The following is a 16,620-nucleotide window of genomic DNA, read 5'->3' on the forward strand; positions in this document are numbered from 1 at the left end:
GAGTGGAATGATCGACCTTTTTGGGGCCGATCGTGCGGGCCGTCCGGCACGGACAGACGACCGCTCCGCCCGCCCGGCGAGCGTCCGGCGCCGGCTCCGCGCCTACCGGAGCGCCCGTCGCGAGCAGCGGGGCGACCGGCCGCCCCCACGGGTGGCCGTGCCGTCCTTTTTCACGCTGATGAACCTGCTGTGTGGGTTCTTGGCCCTCACGCAGGTGGCGAACACCTCGTTCGTCATGGCCTGCTGGCTCATCGTGCTGGCCGGCTTTTTCGATCTGCTCGACGGCATGATGGCACGCCTCACGGGGGCCGATAGCTCCTTCGGCGTTCAGCTCGATTCCCTTAGCGACATGGTCTCGTTCGGGGTAGCGCCGTCCTTTCTGCTGTACGGCTACGTGCTGGACGCCTTCAATCCACTCGGAGTGATCGTCGCGGCCCTGCCCGCGCTCTGCGGGGCGGTGCGACTGGCCCGCTACAACATGACCGCCGACGAGAGCGATAAGGAGGGCTTTGAGGGACTCCCCATTCCGGGGCAGGCCATTGCCGTGGTGGCGCTCGTTCTGGCCGCCGAGAACTCGACCTGGGACGGTCGGTTCGCCCTCGACAGCCTCCGTGTCGTGCTGCCGGTCGTCGTTGTTCTGTCCGGGCTGATGGTGTCGAGCATCCGGTTTGACGCGATTCCGATGCCTTCCCTGAAGGCCCTGCGCAGGCACCCTCGGAAGATGTCCGCGTACGGGCTTGCGGGACTGCTCATTGTGGGCCTCCAGGAACGGGGGCTTTTGATTGTCCTGGCAGTGTACTTGTTGCACGGCATGGGACGGTCCATCTACAAGCTTGCCCGGGTGCTCCTTGCCCCGGTGCCGGACGGGCCACTGGGTTCTTGAGGGTCCTGCCGGTCGCTTCGTCATCCTGTGTCGCTTTCCGTACCCACCTCCTCTCATGTACAAAGCCACGATCGCGATCACCCTCCGACCCTCCATCCTCGATCCCGAGGGCAAGACCCTTCAGCACGCCCTGACGAACCTCGGGTACGACGAGGTGGATCAGGTCCGCATGGGCAAGCAGGCCGAAGTGTGGATCGATGCCGAAAGCGAAGCAGAAGCCCGGAGGGTGGCCACCGAGACCTGCGAAGAGCTGCTTGCGAACCCCGTGACCGAAAACTTTGACGTTCAAATCGAATCCGTGCCCCGTGAGGCGGCGAAACAGGGAACGGCTTGACAACGCAGCCGTCCTCACTTCATTGGTGGTTCGATGTGCTTGCCTGCGACGATCCGTTCACGAAAGCCATTCGTTTGTTTGCTATGACTGAGGGTTTCCCGCAACGCACGCTTGGCGCACCGGCCGAGCCGGATGTTCAGCCGGCGCCCCCGGAAGTGGAAGAGGTCGAACAAGAGGAGGAAAGCAGGGGCACCGACGAGCCCTGGTTCGTCGTTCTCTTCAACGACGAGGTGCACACCTTCGAAGAAGTCATTGGGCAACTGGTAAAGGCGACCGGCTGCAGCCGCAGCGAGGCAGAAGACATGGCCTGGACGGTTCACAACGAAGGCAAGGCGACCGTCTACGAGGGCACCTTTGAGGAGTGCTTTGAGGTGCAGAGTGTGCTGAAGGAGATCCAACTCGTGACGGAAATTCAGGGGTGAATCGTCCCCGTGGGCCCTACGAGGCAGGACGGCGCCATGCGTGGAGAAGTGTCTCGGGCGCGGGATGTGTGTAGCGGGTCGTGCCATCCAAGGACTGGACGCGCACAGAGTCTGGGCCCGGCACCACCACCGAGCGATCGTCAAGCCAGCCCCATACTGCTCCGTCCACCTTGCCGAGGCGTCGGGTCTGTCCCTGCATGCGCACGGCGGCTTGTTGAGTGGAGCCAGTCCGTAGGGTGAAGGCGAGGCGGTTGCCGGACGGCGACCATCGGGGATGCACCTGATCGCCCGTCGTCTGGTCGGGGGCGACGAGGAAGGTGGGCCGTGAGCCGTCGTAGACGACCACCTGTCGATGGCCGGACGCTTCGACCCGTACGTCAAGGGCCACGTCGTGTGCGGCCGGCGCCCACCGGTGGTGGCGGGCCCGGCGCTCGTCCCCAAACAGTGTTTCGGCATCGCCGCCCCCGGGGTCGCTCAGGACGAACGATGAGTCGGGCACATACTCCCCGCGGTCCCGATCGTACTCAAGTTCCCGGTGGATGTAGGCCATCTGTTGGCCGGTAGAGGCGTGGCGGATGAAGTGCATGCGGCGAATATCGAGGGACATCTGGGTGGCACAGTCCGCCGGGTCCACCGCGTACAACGTGTCGTCGGTGCGAGCGGACAGAGACCCATCCGGGAGCCAGTGGAGCACCTCGCGGACGCTGCTACAGCCCACGTCTCGGGTCGTGCCGTCGGGGGAAGCGATTCGAACACCGCCGGGCCCCCGTCCGCCATTGTCGGTGGGGCGGTAGTGACCGACGGCGAGGCGATCCTGGTCGGGGTGCCAAGCCAGAGAATAGGTGACGGCCCTTCCGGCCACAGCGTGCACGCGCTGCATTTGTTGCGTCGTCAGATCCAGCAGCGCAAGATGAGACGAGTCGGCCGTGGCGTAGCTGAAGGCAAGGTAGCGGCCAGACGGCGACACTGCCCGGGGAGGCTTGGCCGTGGCCCCGGCGACCAGGAGCCGTCTTCGCTCATCCCGCGCATCGTGGAGCATCAGGCTGTCGGTTGGAGTCGTGTACAGCAGGGAGAGGGCTGGGCCGGAGCGAGACGCTGGTTCGTCCGTCTTGGTTGTCGGGCCGGGCGACTGCGAGGATGAGCATCCGGCCCCGACGCCCAACACGCCCATGAGTACGAGCAGAACGAGGCCCCGAGATGCGACTGACGAGTCGTGCATGAACAAGAGACTGCTTGGGAAAAACCGCGGCTGCACAAAAACCTAGGAGGGCGACCCGTGAAGGACAGACAAATCCTCGGGGGCTCGATCCCTGCCGGATTGGTTCCCGGATCGCGGGGGCGTTCCAAAAGCGTTCCACATGGCCGCAGAACAAGTGGGGAGAGGTCGCATAGAAGACCATTGTGAATAAAATTCCGGGTCCTTTTCCCCTGTGGAGAGGGAATCGGAGGTCCGCTGAACGCGAACATGAGAAGATCCCAACTGAGTTATGGAGACAGGAACCGTCAAGTGGTTTAGCCCCGCCGAAGGATATGGATTCGTTGAGCCCGACAATGGGGAGGATGATGTCTTCCTCCACCACAGCGAGGTGCCCGACGAAGACCTGGAAGAAGGCGATCGTCTTGAGTTTGAGATTGAGGAGACGGAGAAAGGGCTAAACGCCGTCGACATCGAGCCCCTTACCGAGCCCGAGTGGTAAGCTCGGCCCGGTCCATTCGGATGCCCCTGAGCGTTTTGCTCAGGGGCATTTTTGTTTGTAGACCCGAGTGGAGCGTTGTGCAAAAAGGCTCAGTGCGAAAAGGCTCAGGGAGACACGTGTAACGGAGAGGCGGGAGGCCTGGGGCGCGACGAAGAGAAAATGCGGATTGGAGGAGGGAGAGCACGTGGGTCTGCCCCAAACCCCCCAGAAGTCCTGTTGGGGGCTCCGTAGGACAGCGGCCATGGAGCATCCTACTGCGCACCGCTGCGGCGACCCCGACCGCGCATTCTTCTGCGGGGGCACAGAGGCTCTGTGCATCAATTACTTCCCGATGGAGCACAGCCGCGTCCGCGGGACCTGACAGGCGAGTAGTTTTTCCCCACCCACCTGCTCCTCGCGGGCCGGAACCGGCGGGCTGTACGTCACGAATCTGTGGAGCCCTGGTCGGCGCACGGCGGACCTACGTAGCTCGCCCAATCATAGATTATCGTGGGAGATGAACACCTGGGCGTTGAGCGTCGTGGAGCGATGTAAGTACAGGAGCTTCGTCGCGGGCCTCCGGCGCCGCACATCGTCCGGTGAGTACCTCGCTCCGCGCAGCCCCATTCCGAGGGGGGCTGTTTGGGGATGTGCCCCTACCTGCGAACCTACGTTGAGGACGATTGGGACGGCGAGAGCGACTGTACGTCTCGGAACCGACGACTCAAGAAATCAAAATTGTGTCCGATTGACGCGCCGAGGGCTGCCTCCAGGTCGTGCACGTGGTGCGCATGAACAGGCGGGCTGGAGCGTCGAGCATTTGTGTCGCGCCGGAAGGAAGATCGAAGAGGAGAAGAAGCGTTTTTCATAAAGAGCGCTTGTCGGTGCTACGGTGACATATATTGTGTCCGTCTGCACAATAACTTATCCGATGGGGTGAATTATGTTCCTCACCGAACTTTGAAGTTTCCAGCGCCCTTATCGTGTTCAAATTGAAACATGAAAAACTCAAACGACTATGTATTGCCCATTTTGAGTGAAAGATAGCTCACCCGCTCCGTCCAACATGACGATCAACGAACTGCAGGCCTTGAAGCCCTATCTGAAGATTTCGGCGTTGGCCGACGAGATTGAAGGCATCAACAAGCATACGCTCCTCTCGAAGGTTCGGCGTGGCACCGAGCTTACGATCGTAGAGAGCGACAAGCTGGAGCAAAAGCTGGGCGAGGTGATGACCCACGCCGGGTTTTCGCTTGCGCGCCAGTGAGATTGCAGGGACGGGGGGCATCCGACTGCTCATCTGCCTGGGAGAACGACAAGGGCCGGTGGGGGCAGACCCATTCATTGTGCACGCAGGACTTTGAGATGCAGGGCCCCGTCGGCGGAAGGAAGGGTCCCGTGAGGCTACCGGAGCGTGTCCTCCAGGGCCGTGGCGGCGTCGGTGTCGGCGTCGCGGTACTTGACGATAACGGGGGTCGAGAGGGAAAGGCCGTGCTCGTCCCCGAAGGCGGAGTCGACGGACCGGGAGCCCGGCACGACCACGGCATTCTCGGGCACCTCCAGCGGGTTCTCATCGGAGGCAGTGTGCACCGTCTCCTCCACGAGGTCGTACAGTCGGGTAGAAGAGGTGAGTGTGGCCCCCGCGGCCAGGACGGCTCCCGTCCGCACGATGCAGCCCTCGTAGATCCCCGCGTTGCCCCCCACGAAGACATCGTCCTCCACGATGACTGGGGTTGCGTGCACGGGCTCCAGCACGCCGCCGACCTGCGCCGAGGCGGAGAGATGCACGCGCTTTCCGATCTGGGCACAGCTTCCCACCAGGGCGTGGGAGTCAATCATGGTCTCCGCGTCAACGTACGCCCCCACGTTCACGTACATTGGGGGCATGCAGACCACGCCAGGGGCCACGTACGCCCCGGTCCGGATTGCCGAGCCGCCCGGAACGAGTCGTACATCGTCGGCCTTTCGGAGTGGCTTGACCGGGAACGTGTGTTTGTCATAAAACGGGAACCGGTCGCTCGAATGGTCGACCGTCTGTCCGATGCGGAAGCCCAAAAGAATGCCTTTTTTGACCCATTCGTTGGCGTGCCATGTGCCATCCTCGGTGGGGGTGGCGGCACGGACTTCGCCGGCATTCAGGGCCTGTACGAGATCGGCCACGGCGTCGCCGGCTGCGCCGCGATCTACGCCCGACGGCTCCTTGGATTGTGCCACCAACGATTCGATGCGGTCCGGTAGGTCGGTCATGGGTCGAAAACCAGTGTGTGCGGAAACAAGGGAGGAGGAAACAACGCAGACAGCCACCGTGAAGCTCCGAAGCGGCGGACACATTGTAAACCCGTCCCCCGTAGCATTTTTCGTGCAGAGTATCCTCGCTCCTTCTGGGACGAGGGCATCGTGTGCTCATGTTGTTCCAACTTTCCCGCTGTCCATGAAACGACCGCTCGTATTTGTGACCCTCCTCCTCTGTGCCAGCCTCACCTCGTGCCAGTGTGCCGATCAGCCTGACGTGGGACCGGTCGAGGGGGAGCAGGAGCAGGCCCATCGCGTGCAGAATGAAGCCGTGGGAGGGGGAGGGCGATATGCGTAGGAATGAACTCTGGGGCGCACATCTGATACACATATGCGTCGTGTCTGCTGCAAGGCGCTTCCCTAGCCATGCCCATCCCGGACGAAAAAATTGAGGAGGTCCGCACCGCGACTGACCTCGTGGAGGTGGCGGAAGACTACGTCCAGTTGAAGCAAAGCGGGTCGCGGTACATGGGGCTGTGTCCATTCCACAACGAGGACACCCCCTCCTTCGGGGTCGATCCGGACCAGAACCTCTACTACTGCTTTGGTTGCCAAAACGGGGGGGATGCCTTCAAATTCATTCAAGAAATCGAGGGGGTTGGCTTTTTGGAAAGTGTGCGGATGTTGGCCGACCGGTACGGCATTCCGCTGCCGGAGGAAGAGACCGATCCCGATGCGGCCAGCGAGCGCGAATCCATTCTGCACGCCCTGCGCTTTGCGGCCCGCTTCTTTTACCGTCAGCTCACACAGTCCGACCGGGGACGTCCCGCGCTCGACTATCTTCGCCGTCGGGGCTTCGCCCCAGAGACCATCAAGCAGTTCGGGCTCGGCTACGCCCCCGACGAGTGGGATGCCCTGTTGACGACTGCGGAGGAGGAGCAGATCGCCCTGGAGACGCTCGAAAAGGCGGGGCTCATCATCGAGCGCAACGACGGGAGTGGGTACTACGACCGCTACCGGGGCCGCATCATCTTTCCCATCTTCTCCCACATCGGCAAGGTGCTGGCCTTCGCCGGGCGCATCCTCGATCCCGACGACGAGCGCGACCAGCCGAAGTACATCAACTCGCCGGAGACGGAGGTCTACCACAAGAAGGAGGTGCTCTACGGGCTGAACCAGGCCAAGCAGGCGATCCGCACGACCGACGAGGTGTTGCTCGTGGAGGGGTACACGGACGTGATCAGCCTGTCACAGGCCGGGGTGGACAATGTCGTGGCCTCCAGCGGCACGGCCCTTACCGAACAGCAGATTGGCGTGCTCGACCGGTACGCCAAGCGGGCGGTGATGCTCTACGACGCCGACGAGGCGGGAGAGCGGGCGGCCCTGCGGGGCATGGAGCGCGTGCTGGCGGCGGGCCTGGGGGCCTATGCCGTGGAGTTGCCCGAGGGGGACGACCCGGACGAGTACGTGCAGGAGCATGGAGGCGATGTCTTTTCCGAGCACGTGCAGGAGCACCGGCAGGACCTCCCGTCGTTTGCCTATCAGCGCGCCCGTCGCAACGGGAGTCTCGACGCCCCGGAAGACCGGGTCGACGTGCAGCGTGGCATCATCGAGTCGGTTGCCCAGATTCCGGACGCGAACCTACGGCGGGAATACGTCGCCCATACGAGCGAGGTGACAGGCGTGCCGGACTCGGATCTGTTTCGCATGCTGGAGGAGGAGCGAGAGCAGCTGGAGCGCCGGGCCCAGCGGCGGCGAACGCGGGAGCAAAAGCGTCAGCAGAAGCAGTCTGAGGAGGCTCCCTCCGCCGAGAACGAGGCGGCCCCACCGACCCGCGGCGACGCATCGTCCCCGTCCCCGGACACCGCAAACGAGACGACGTCCGGCCCTGCGCTGCTTCCGGAGGAGCGGGTGCTGTTTCGCCTCATGCTCGAAAATGGACGCCGCATGGTGGAGCTCGTACTGGGCCACATGTCACTGGACGAGTTTTCGGAGGGGGGGCCTCGTGCGCTCGCCCGAGCCCTCGCCAAGATGTACGAGGAGGGCAACGTGCAGCCCCAACAGATTCTGAACGGCGAGTGCGGGGAGACGCTTCAACAACTCGGCGCGTCGGTGATGATGGACGAGCATGAAGCCTCCGAGCACTGGGCCCAGAAAGAAGACATCCCGGTTCCCCACCTGAACGACCGCCCCTACGATGCGGCCCGAAGCGCAATGAAATTTTTGAAGATGGACCGCGCCGACGAGGCGATCGAGGCGGTTCGCGAGCGGATGTACCAGGCCAGTCAACAGGGGGCGGACGAACAGGTGCAGCGCCTTCAGCAGAAAATGATGTCGCTACAAGAGCTTCGGAAGGGCATCAAGCGTGGGGCGTTTCTCGACGACTGACCGTCGCCATGGGGCGAGGTGACCGCCGCCCCGAGAGGCTACGGACGTGGCCGGAGCGTGTCGGGGACTGCTGGGACCGTGGGAGAGAGGTCGGGAGGACGCCCCTTGATCTTCATCTGGCCCGTGGCCCGGGCCGTCGCGTCGGCCAGCTCCTGCCAGGGATTGGACATCCAGAGCCGCCGATGGGTGCTAATGATCCGAAGTTGGCGGCGGCGGTATCGCGTCGGTCGCTGCTCGGCTAGGGTCTCGAAGCGGTCGTGGAGGCGAAGCAGCCGGGCGCGGGCGTCCTCAGTGAAGCCGAAGTGGGCAATGTCATCGACGAGCGCCTCGTACTGCTGGTCCCAACGAGTTACCTGATCCGGACCCGGCCCTGCGTAGGCGGAGTCGTCGTAGCGGAACGTGGCGGTCGAGTCGAGGGCACTGATCCCTGCGGCACGGAGGACATCGGGTGCTCCGAGCGGAAGGAAGAAGCGCACGGCCTTGCCATCGACGGCGGAAACGAAGCGGACGTTGCCGGCCTCCGGAACAGAGCCGCTGGGGGCGGGCGGCAGGTCGATGTGGGGATTCAGCGCACGAAAACGATCATATGTCGTCCGGGCCGTGTCGGCGGCCGGTCCCCAATCGAGCGGCCGAGCCGTCGAGTCGAGGGGGGCGAGCAGTTGTCGAAGTGTCACTGAGGTGCCCGGGCGTACCTGTACGCGGACCGCGCGGAGGGACGGCTGCTCCACCGCCCGGTCGTCACGGGCCATGAGGGCCCCGTACGCGGCGGGCACATACCCTCGTGAGTCGCCCCCAAAGGTGGAGCCCTCCCGCACGGTCTCGAAGCCCTCCGTAACGGCCCAGGCATAGGCGTCCGCCACAGTGGAGGAGGCGGTGAAGCGGTCCGAGGTGTAAAACCTGCGATACAGTTTGAAGATGTTGCCGGGCCCGGCGTGGTAGGCCGAGAGGCCGGGAAGCTCGTGCCCCACGGCGTTGACGTAGCCACGAAGCAACAAAAACGCAGGCTCCAGCACGAGCAGGGGATTGCGTTCCTCTCGAACCCGGACCCAGGGGGCGGCCTCGGTCGGGAGCGTGTAGTCGGTCACGCCGCCTCGGCGCAGAATCCAGGGCAGCATCTGATAGCGGCTGACGGCCCCTGCCGTCGACACAAGGTGGTCCTGATTGAAGGTTTCGACGGTTCCGATCTCCGTGGCGAGTAGGCTCAGCCCGAGGTGCTCGGCGAGCCGGCGCTCGTAGGCCCGAGCCCCCCGATCGCGCTCGTGGGCGGCCCGCACCTGATTGGCCCGCCCCCAGCGGACGATGATGTCGTCGAGGGGCACGCCGCGGCGTTCGTACTTGTCCACGAGCCGGTCCATGGCCGTGCGGCGCTGCTCGTCGACAGTCGCCCAGTCCACAGACGCTCCGTCGTCGTACGCTGCCCGGAGCTCCGTCAGCGCAAACCGCTCCAGTACGTCGTCCGTCCGGCGGTCGATGACCCGAATGGAAAAGTTGTCGTCGTGGGCCTGCCGGTGGACGTACTGGTCAAGAAGGGTGTGAAACTGCCGGAGGAGCTCCGGATTGCGGGTCGTTGAGAGGGAGGCAGACGGGGTGAAGTAGGGGGCCAGCTTTGTCGACGGATGAGAGAACCGGTCCGTCAAGGCCGAGGAGGCGCCTGTGTCCGAAGAGGAGGAGTCCTGAGGGGGCGTGGGGGAGAGAAGTGGAATGTCGGAGAACAGAGAGGACTGTCCGGGCGAGGGCGGGGCGATCGCACTCAGAACGACGAGCAGTGTCGCGCCGCCCAGCATGACTGCCGACAGACGACGGATCAGCTGGTCGGCCCCCGAGGGAGAAGGCTCGCTGCCGTTGCTGGAGGGGTCCGGCCAAAAGGAGAGCTGCATGGTAGTACACTCGTAAAAACCGATGAGCCGCGAGGGCGTGGAGAGTCAGGCGGAGGAAGGGACAGATGCCCTTCGGACCCGATCCAGAAATGATTGGAAGAGGGAATGTGTTACGGAGCCCATGCGTTCGGGGTGAAACTGAACCCCAAACAGACGGCCGTTCTCGTGTTCGATTGCCTCGACCACGCCGTCTGGGGCCGTGGCCGCTACCGAAAATCCCTTTCCAACCGTTGCGATGGCCTGGAGGTGACGGGTATTGACGGTCAGCGTCTCGGTGCCGAGCCACCGGCGCAGGTGGGAAGAGGGCTGCAGGGACACCGAGTGCGTTGTGCCGCCTCGTTTTTGGCTGTGCGTCTGTGCGCCGTCGCGCTCGGCCTCCACGTCCCCGTAGATGGTGCCGCCTGCCAGGGCGTTGAGGCGCTGCATGCCGTAGCAGATCCCGAGGATGGGCCGTCCGGCCTGTGCACAGGCCTCGATCCAGCGGCGGTCCGACGTGGCCCGCAACGGGGAAAGGGCATCAAGCTCTTCGGGGAGCGGGCCGGTGAGGCCCTCGGTGACCGCCGGGCCGCCCGGCACCACGAGCCCGTCGATGCAGCCCAGCGTCGCTTCGACCGTCCGGTCCGACTCGGTGAGGGGAACTGGCATAGGAACGCCGCCGGCGTCTTCAATGGCCGTCGTGTACCGACGATCGAGACGTTGAGCCCCGTCCGCATGGGAGGTCGTGATGCCAATGTGAGCAGCCATGGGCGTCTTGAGGTAGGCAGTGGAAACGGCAGGGGCGGGTCTGTGGGGGAAACGTCGAAGGCATCCGGGCGAAGGACCGAGAAGGCCGGTTGAGCCAGGGCTCAGGGCCGCACGTCGCGACGCGTGATGGGGGTTGGATCGGAGCGCGTGGTCAGGTCGAGGGCCAGCGTCAGGGTGTCGCGGGAGCGAATGACGTTCGTCGCGTGGGAGCCGAGGGGCCCGCGGTCGAGCTGGTCGTGCAGGGCGCTCTTGATGGTGCGGCGCTGGCCCTGCGTGGTGGACGAGCCGTGGATCACCTTGAGTCGGTTCCGCCCACGGTCCTCGGCGAGGCGGAGTGTGCTGTAGGTGACGTCGAGGGCCTCGTCGACCGACAGGCCGTGCAGGTCGAGCGTGACTGTGGAACCGTCGTCGTCGAGCGTGGGCGTCGCCATGGGCCTCAGGGTGGGGGGCGATGCAATGCATGTGTAATACCTTCCGGGCCGGAAAGAGATTCCGTGAAAGGGTGGGGGCCCGATGCGTGCTGGAGGCAAGAGACCAGGACGTCACCCGGAGCCGTCGAGAAACCAGTTGGGGCGTGGTGGGAAGGCGTCCTGCGATCCTATCGCCTGTCTCTGTCCAGTGGGGAGGCCCAGAGTGAAAGACGGGCCCCACTGTGCGTCCCTGTGTCGTTGAGGGGAGGAACCTGTTTCAATTTGTGTCTCGGGGCTCCGACCGGAGGAAGGCCTGCAGTGCCAAGCGCAAATGCACGAGTACATGTGTCCTCGGCATTCGATGTCTGCCGCGTTGCCCCGAGCGGCCCGCCTCTGAATTTTGAGGTTGGTACTGGGAAGGTGGGGATTGAGGGCTGACAGCCCGCTACACAGGCCTGTCGGATTGTACGGGCTCTCCAGTCAGACGGGCGTGTTCTCGTTCGACCTGGCTCAGGAGACGCGGATTGTGCTCGACCAGGTGCTTTATGAGAGAGACAAGGTCCTCTTGGGGGAGGCTCTCCACGAGATCGGCGACTGCGGCGGGGGTTGACTTTGGTAGCGGTTCGTCCTCCTCAAGCACCTTCAGCAACGTGGCGACGACGTGTTTGCACCAGGAGCCTTCGTGGTACGGGCACGTGCACTCAACGGCCGTGACCGTGTCGGCATCGACCTGGACGGTCACCACGTAGGGATGCACGTCACTGCCCTGCACCTTCGCCTTCAGGGTGTGATCGTCGATCAGCTCTACAGCCCGCACGGCCCCGTCCTGCAGATACTGTTGGCCGCGCTCGAAGGACCCGCCGGTGGTGTGCTCCCGAAGCTGGTCTTCCGTGAGGGAAAAAGTAGCCATGGCAAAAAGGAGACCGAAGTTAGGCGTTTGGGGCAGAGGAGGGCGCCGTGGAGGCGGTGGCGGCCACGTGACGGAGGAAGTTGTCAAAAATGTGTGTGGTAGCCCCGGTGGCGTCCACGTTGGCGTCTGTACAGGTGTCGAGGGCGCGCTGGACCGTGCGCTCCGGCAGATCCTTCGAGCGGATCATGGCCTTGGCGGTCTCCAGGTCGTACTCCGGGTGGAACTGCACGCCGTACACCTGCTCGTAGCGAAGCGCCTGCACGCCCGTCTCGTTGGAGGCCAGGAGGTGGGCGTCGGACGGCATCTTCACCACGTGGTCGGAGTGGGTGGCGAAGGCGGTGAAGGGAGCCGGGAGCCCATTCCAGATCGGGTCGTCCTTCTCCTGCTGGACCTCGACGTAGCCCAACTCATAGCTGCCGCCCCGCACGGTCCCCCCCAAAATCTGAGCAAGAAGCTGGTGGCCCCAGCAGACCCCGAGAATGGGCAGGCCATCGGAAATGGCTCCTTCCACCCACCGGCTCAACTCTTGTATCCAGGGACGATGGCTGTCGTAGACGGACGACTGTGAGCCACTAATAATGGCTCCGTCAAACGACCGGGCGGCCTCGCTGTCCGTGTGATCCGGCGCGGGGGCACCGATGGGCGGAGGCATCTCTCCTTCGTTGGCGTTGTAGACGGTCAGGGAGGCGTCTACTTCCCGGTCAAAGTTGCGCTGGGCATGGGGGGTGCCGAGTGACGCGTCGATCAAGGCAAGGTGCATCCGGGAAGGCTCGTTTGTTCAACGGATCCTCATGCAGATCACCGCCGAGAACGAAGTGCGTTCCGTCCACCAACGCCAGAGGGGCCCGAATTGGACGAGAGACGCCTTGATTAAAAGCGGGCTCGTCCGTAGCGTCTTTTCCCCAGGGGAGTCATAGAGTTATTACCCAGAAAAGCGCGGGCGGGAGACTGTGTCTCGCCTCCCCGCCGAAGAGAGATTGTAGAGCCCGGAGAGGCCCGAGCCCCCAACCTTCGGTCCTGTTCGGTCGTGAAAACTTTCTATAGGACTGCTCGTGTCAGTCCCTGCATTTTGAGGCTGCTGCGTCGATGGTTTTCGCCTTTCTCCTCCGCATGCCCATTGCAGACTACGGAATCATCGGTCGCGTCGTTGTTCTTGGGGGGGCACTTGCGGTGAGTGCAGTTCTCGGGCCTTTTCCCGCGGAACAGAAGGCGCGTGGTCAGACAACCACCCAGCCGGAGCGGAGGGGGGCGGTTGCCGACTCGACTTCGGGCCGGAGAGAGGGGCGCGATACCAGTCGCGCGGGCCGGTGGCGTGAGGTGCGTCGTCGAAAGGCCCAGTCGATGGAGGAGCACGGCCCGACCTTTGTCCAGCGGGCAACGTCGTTCGTGACCAACATTGGGGGCGCCGTCGTGCCTCATCGCCTGATTCTTGATGTGCCCCAGTTGGAGGTCGCTGACTTCCACCCCGTCTTCGGAGGACTCGACGGAGATGCCGGGACGACGGCCGGGGTGCTCTACGCACCGGCGTTTTGGACGGGAGAGGGGCGCCTCGCCGAGGCAGAGGTCCTCGGAAGTCTCCGTGGCTACTATGGGGCGGGGGCGCGCTTCGGCACGGTTTCTGAACCCTACATGGGGTACGCGTACGCTCGGTACCACCATCGCCCCCGGGAGGGCTTCTACGGGGTTGGGGCCGATAGCCGAGTCGATACGGAGGCCGGCTTCCGCCTGAATCAGGGTGTAGTGGGGGGGCTGCTGGGATGGGCGCCTCGGTCCAGCGTGCTTCTTGGGGGACACCTTTCGTATCAGGCGAACCGCTACGGAACCGGGCGGGGCGACCGGCCGACGGTGGCGGAGCAGTTTGGGGCGACGCTTCCGGGCGTGGGAACCGACATGGACTATCTGATGCTCGGGGCGTTCTTCGAGCTTGATGTCCGGGACGCCCCGTATACTCGCGCGTTTGGACACCGCTTTGCCCCAACAAAGCCGCGACTGCGAGGGGTGTCGCTCGACGCGTCCCGTGGGTTCTACCTGGCCTCCGAGGTGACACACAACGTGAGCATGCGGGGACAAGACGTTGACTTCACCCGCTTCACGCTCGACGTTCGGGAGTTTATGCCGATCAGCGAAGGATTGCTCCACGGCTTTTCCTTTCGCCAGTTCGCGTCGGTAACCCACTCGGGGGATGGACGCGTGCCGTTCTATCGGTTGCAATCGGTGGGGGGGGCACGGTCGCTCCGGGGATATCCGTCGGGGCGATTCCGCGACCGGAACGTGCTCCTGGCAAACGCAGAGGTGCGATGCCAGATCTGGCACTGGATCGACATGGCGGTCTTTGCCGACGCGGGGCACGTGTTTCGCACCTTTCGGGAGGTACATTTTGCGGATCCGCGGGTCGGGTACGGGCTTGGATTTCGAATCAAGAACGAAGGCAAAACGCTGGGGCGCGTCGACGTGGCCCGGGGACAAGAAGGATGGGAACTGCACCTTGACTTGGGCTCTCTCTTTTAGCCACCATGCACGGCACGCTCTCCGGGTTGACACGAGGGGTGCAGGGCCGGTGTGCAGGTGCTCTGCTGGGTCTGTTGGTCTTCATGGGGGGACTGTCGCCCGCGGTCGCGCAGCGGTTTCTGTCGGATGATCCGCTGTGGCACGACCCCGATCGCATGGACATGCCCTTCCCGACGCCAACGCCGTCGGCGCACGGGATTGGGCCCTTGGAATTTTTTAAGCGCAGCTTCGGGGGGCCGGGCGACGACGCCGGGCCGGCGCAAAACATCAACACCGTGGGAGGGGTCCCGAACTCCTCCTGGTATACCAACCGGCACTACCGGTCGTCCATGTCGTCGGCGGCCCTTCAACGGGGGCCGAACCAAGAGCCTGGGCCGTCGCGCCAATCGACATGGCGCGTGGTAGACCTGTTGACGACGGGGGAGCTTCCGCGTGCCGTCATCCGGGACACCACCGGCCGGACATATCGCATTCTCTTTGACGCGCCGGCCCATCCGGAGATGGCAACGGGCGCCGCCATGATCAGCAGCCGTCTGCTGCATGCGCTCGGCTACAACGTGCCCCAGCATTGGCTGCGTCGCACGCGGGCCGGGCGCTTGGTGCCGGCACCGGACCGTGGGGTCACGCAGTCCCGAGTGGACAGCCTTCTCGCATCGGCCGCCCAACGCCCGGACGGTACGTATCGGGCCCTCGTGACCCGAATTCCAGACGTCGAACGTCGCATCGGTCCGTTTCAGTTCAACGGAACCCGGGCGGACGACGGGAACGATGTGTTCCCGCACGAAGACCGACGTGAGCTCCGGGGCCTTCGGGTCGTTGCGGCGTGGATTCACCACAGCGCGCTCCGTTCCCGCCATACGCTCGATGTCGGGGTGACGGTGGAAGGACGTCGGTTTGTGCGGCACTATTTGACGGACCTGCACCTTACGCTCGGCAGTGGCGGGGCCGCCCCGAAACCGGCGTGGTCGGGACACGAGCACGTGCTGGAACTGGGCCGTGTGTTCGAGCGCATCGGGACGCTCGGGCTGAGTGGTGGAGAATGGGCAGAGACAGGGCTCCTCAGCGACTCGACCGTTGGTCGGTACGGCGCGAACGGGTTTGATCCACGCACGTGGCGTCCCGAATGGCCCAACCTTGCGTTCCAGAGCGCCACCCCTGCCGACGCATTCTGGGCCGCGAAGAAGATTCAGAATTTCTCGCGGGAGGAATTGCGTACCATCGTGAGAACGGCGAACTACTCTTCGCAGGATGTCGCCCACCACATGGTTCAAACGCTCCGTGCACGACGAAATGCCATCGGGCGGGTGTTTCTGGACTGGGGGGACGGCCTCGACCGATTTGCCGTCCAGTCCGGACGCCTCACCTTTGAGGACCTTCGGGCGGCACACGGGCAGGTCCCCGATACCCTGCAGCGGACTGTCGAATGGCGAGCGTACGACAACCGAGCGAAGAAGGTGGGGTCGGTCCTGACGCGTACGTCTTCAGCCCGGGCATCGCTGCCCATTCCCAACTACTCTCCGCCCTACCTCCGCGCCACCCTGGTGACGCCCCGGGCGGGCACAACCCAGGTCTTTGTGCGCCAGACCAAGCAGGGCCGGGCGTCGCCCGGGGGGCGACTGCGTCGACGCGTGGTCGGGGTTGAACGTGCGGACACCGCCGCGGTGCAGGTGCCTTAACCGGGCCCGCGTGACGTGGAAGGGGAAGACAAAGCCCCTAAATGGGCACAAAAATTGAATTTCTCCTAACAATACACAATAATGAACGACAGTTTTTCTCTCCGAATAAAAAGGAAAAACGTTATGTCGCTTGCAAAGGCCTGGGTCGTACCTATTTTGCTTATCGTCGTGGGGTGTGGAAGTGCGGAGGATTCCCCAATGGAGACGGATGCTTACAATGGAACCATTACTGAGATAGACGCCGAAGAGCGCGAAGTGCACGTTGAGGTGCCGGACGAGGGAACCATGGAGCTTGCCTTCACGGACACGACACAGGTGCTAAAGAACTTTCTGGAGATGCCCTTCGACTCTCTGAACGCCGACCGGAAGGTGCGCGTGGAGGTCACGGAGGCTGGGGAGCAGCCGATCCCGACGTCGGTTACCCTCTTGGAGTAAGCCACCGCCTGGTGCCGAGATGTGATGGCATGTGATGCCCTCGCCCAACAACCCCGGCGTCCTCTGTATCGAAGGGGCGCGGGGTGCCTTTTCTGATGGCCCGGACGAACGCCGTGTGCAGGGCG

At 64.0% G+C, this 16,620-nt stretch carries 17 protein-coding genes; 10 read left to right on the forward strand and 7 right to left on the reverse strand.

The features are described 5' to 3' along the window. Positions 1–7 precede the first annotated feature (7 nt). The 3 genes from pssA to B7R93_RS00895 all read left to right on the forward strand — a co-directional run bounded on the left by pssA (position 8) and on the right by B7R93_RS00895 (position 1,639). Positions 8–883, forward strand: a complete 876-nt coding sequence (gene pssA / locus B7R93_RS00885; protein ID WP_103018966.1) for a CDP-diacylglycerol--serine O-phosphatidyltransferase — start codon at positions 8–10, stop codon at positions 881–883. A gap of 55 nt (positions 884–938) precedes the next feature. Continuing rightward, positions 939–1,217, forward strand: coding sequence for a phosphoribosylformylglycinamidine synthase subunit PurS (purS, locus tag B7R93_RS00890; RefSeq protein WP_103018967.1), 279 nt, complete (start codon positions 939–941; stop codon positions 1,215–1,217). An 83-nt stretch (positions 1,218–1,300) separates the two neighbouring features. Then, positions 1,301–1,639 (forward strand): ATP-dependent Clp protease adaptor ClpS, encoded by a 339-nt coding sequence (locus B7R93_RS00895; RefSeq protein WP_103018968.1) that lies wholly within the window; start codon positions 1,301–1,303, stop codon positions 1,637–1,639. Between the two features lie 16 nt (positions 1,640–1,655). On the opposite strand, the gene B7R93_RS00900 is transcribed toward B7R93_RS00895, so the two are convergent. Further along, positions 1,656–2,858, reverse strand: coding sequence for a TolB-like translocation protein (locus B7R93_RS00900; protein WP_103018969.1), 1,203 nt, complete (start codon positions 2,856–2,858; stop codon positions 1,656–1,658). 268 nt (positions 2,859–3,126) lie between these two features. On the opposite strand from B7R93_RS00900, the gene B7R93_RS00905 reads away from it, so the two are divergent. Both B7R93_RS00905 and B7R93_RS00915 read left to right on the forward strand, forming a co-directional pair. After that, a complete protein-coding gene (locus B7R93_RS00905) occupies positions 3,127–3,336 on the forward strand; it encodes a cold-shock protein (RefSeq protein WP_103018970.1) in 210 nt (69 codons plus the stop codon). Positions 3,337–4,381: 1,045 nt separating this feature from the next. Then, positions 4,382–4,582 (forward strand): hypothetical protein, encoded by a 201-nt coding sequence (locus B7R93_RS00915; protein ID WP_103018972.1) that lies wholly within the window; start codon positions 4,382–4,384, stop codon positions 4,580–4,582. A 137-nt stretch (positions 4,583–4,719) separates the two neighbouring features. Here the strand turns inward: B7R93_RS00915 and B7R93_RS00920 are convergent, their stop codons facing one another. Beyond that, positions 4,720–5,562 (reverse strand): 2,3,4,5-tetrahydropyridine-2,6-dicarboxylate N-succinyltransferase, encoded by an 843-nt coding sequence (locus B7R93_RS00920; RefSeq protein ID WP_103018973.1) that lies wholly within the window; start codon positions 5,560–5,562, stop codon positions 4,720–4,722. Between the two features lie 184 nt (positions 5,563–5,746). Between B7R93_RS00920 and B7R93_RS15105 the strand changes: the two genes are divergently transcribed. Together B7R93_RS15105 and dnaG are read left to right on the forward strand one after the other, a co-directional pair. Further along, complete coding sequence (locus B7R93_RS15105) at positions 5,747–5,905, forward strand: hypothetical protein (protein WP_157942142.1); 159 nt, start codon at positions 5,747–5,749, stop codon at positions 5,903–5,905. A 68-nt stretch (positions 5,906–5,973) separates the two neighbouring features. Then, the gene (gene dnaG / locus B7R93_RS00925) at positions 5,974–7,935 is read left to right on the forward strand and encodes a DNA primase (protein WP_103018974.1); all 1,962 of its coding nucleotides are present in this window, start codon (positions 5,974–5,976) and stop codon (positions 7,933–7,935) included. Between the two features lie 38 nt (positions 7,936–7,973). On the opposite strand, the gene B7R93_RS00930 is transcribed toward dnaG, so the two are convergent. The 5 genes from B7R93_RS00930 to B7R93_RS00950 all read right to left on the reverse strand — a co-directional run bounded on the left by B7R93_RS00930 (position 7,974) and on the right by B7R93_RS00950 (position 12,636). Then, a complete protein-coding gene (locus B7R93_RS00930; protein ID WP_103018975.1) occupies positions 7,974–9,812 on the reverse strand; it encodes a hypothetical protein in 1,839 nt (612 codons plus the stop codon). A gap of 45 nt (positions 9,813–9,857) precedes the next feature. After that, positions 9,858–10,556, reverse strand: coding sequence for a gamma-glutamyl-gamma-aminobutyrate hydrolase family protein (locus tag B7R93_RS00935; RefSeq protein ID WP_103018976.1), 699 nt, complete (start codon positions 10,554–10,556; stop codon positions 9,858–9,860). A gap of 101 nt (positions 10,557–10,657) precedes the next feature. Continuing rightward, positions 10,658–10,987, reverse strand: a complete 330-nt coding sequence (locus B7R93_RS00940) for a Smr/MutS family protein (protein WP_103018977.1) — start codon at positions 10,985–10,987, stop codon at positions 10,658–10,660. Positions 10,988–11,411: 424 nt separating this feature from the next. Beyond that, positions 11,412–11,876 carry an SWIM zinc finger family protein gene (locus B7R93_RS00945; protein WP_103018978.1) on the reverse strand — a complete coding sequence of 155 codons (465 nt, stop codon included), beginning with the start codon at positions 11,874–11,876 and terminating at the stop codon, positions 11,412–11,414. Between the two features lie 19 nt (positions 11,877–11,895). Beyond that, on the reverse strand, positions 11,896–12,636 hold the full coding sequence (locus B7R93_RS00950; RefSeq protein WP_103018979.1) for a type 1 glutamine amidotransferase: 741 nt from the start codon (positions 12,634–12,636) through the stop codon (positions 11,896–11,898). Between the two features lie 350 nt (positions 12,637–12,986). On the opposite strand from B7R93_RS00950, the gene B7R93_RS00955 reads away from it, so the two are divergent. The 3 genes from B7R93_RS00955 (at position 12,987) to B7R93_RS00965 (ending at position 16,495) form a co-directional block, all read left to right on the forward strand. After that, positions 12,987–14,384, forward strand: coding sequence for a BamA/TamA family outer membrane protein (locus B7R93_RS00955; protein ID WP_103019195.1), 1,398 nt, complete (start codon positions 12,987–12,989; stop codon positions 14,382–14,384). A gap of 5 nt (positions 14,385–14,389) precedes the next feature. After that, a complete protein-coding gene (locus tag B7R93_RS00960; RefSeq protein ID WP_103018980.1) occupies positions 14,390–16,060 on the forward strand; it encodes a hypothetical protein in 1,671 nt (556 codons plus the stop codon). 123 nt (positions 16,061–16,183) lie between these two features. After that, entirely contained in the window at positions 16,184–16,495 is a 312-nt protein-coding gene (locus tag B7R93_RS00965) for a hypothetical protein (protein ID WP_232797878.1), read from the forward strand. Positions 16,496–16,620: the final 125 nt, after the last annotated feature.

It is taken from the genome of Salinibacter altiplanensis (genome assembly GCF_002894645.1).
Taxonomy (GTDB): Bacteria; Bacteroidota; Rhodothermia; order Rhodothermales; family Salinibacteraceae; genus Salinibacter; species Salinibacter altiplanensis.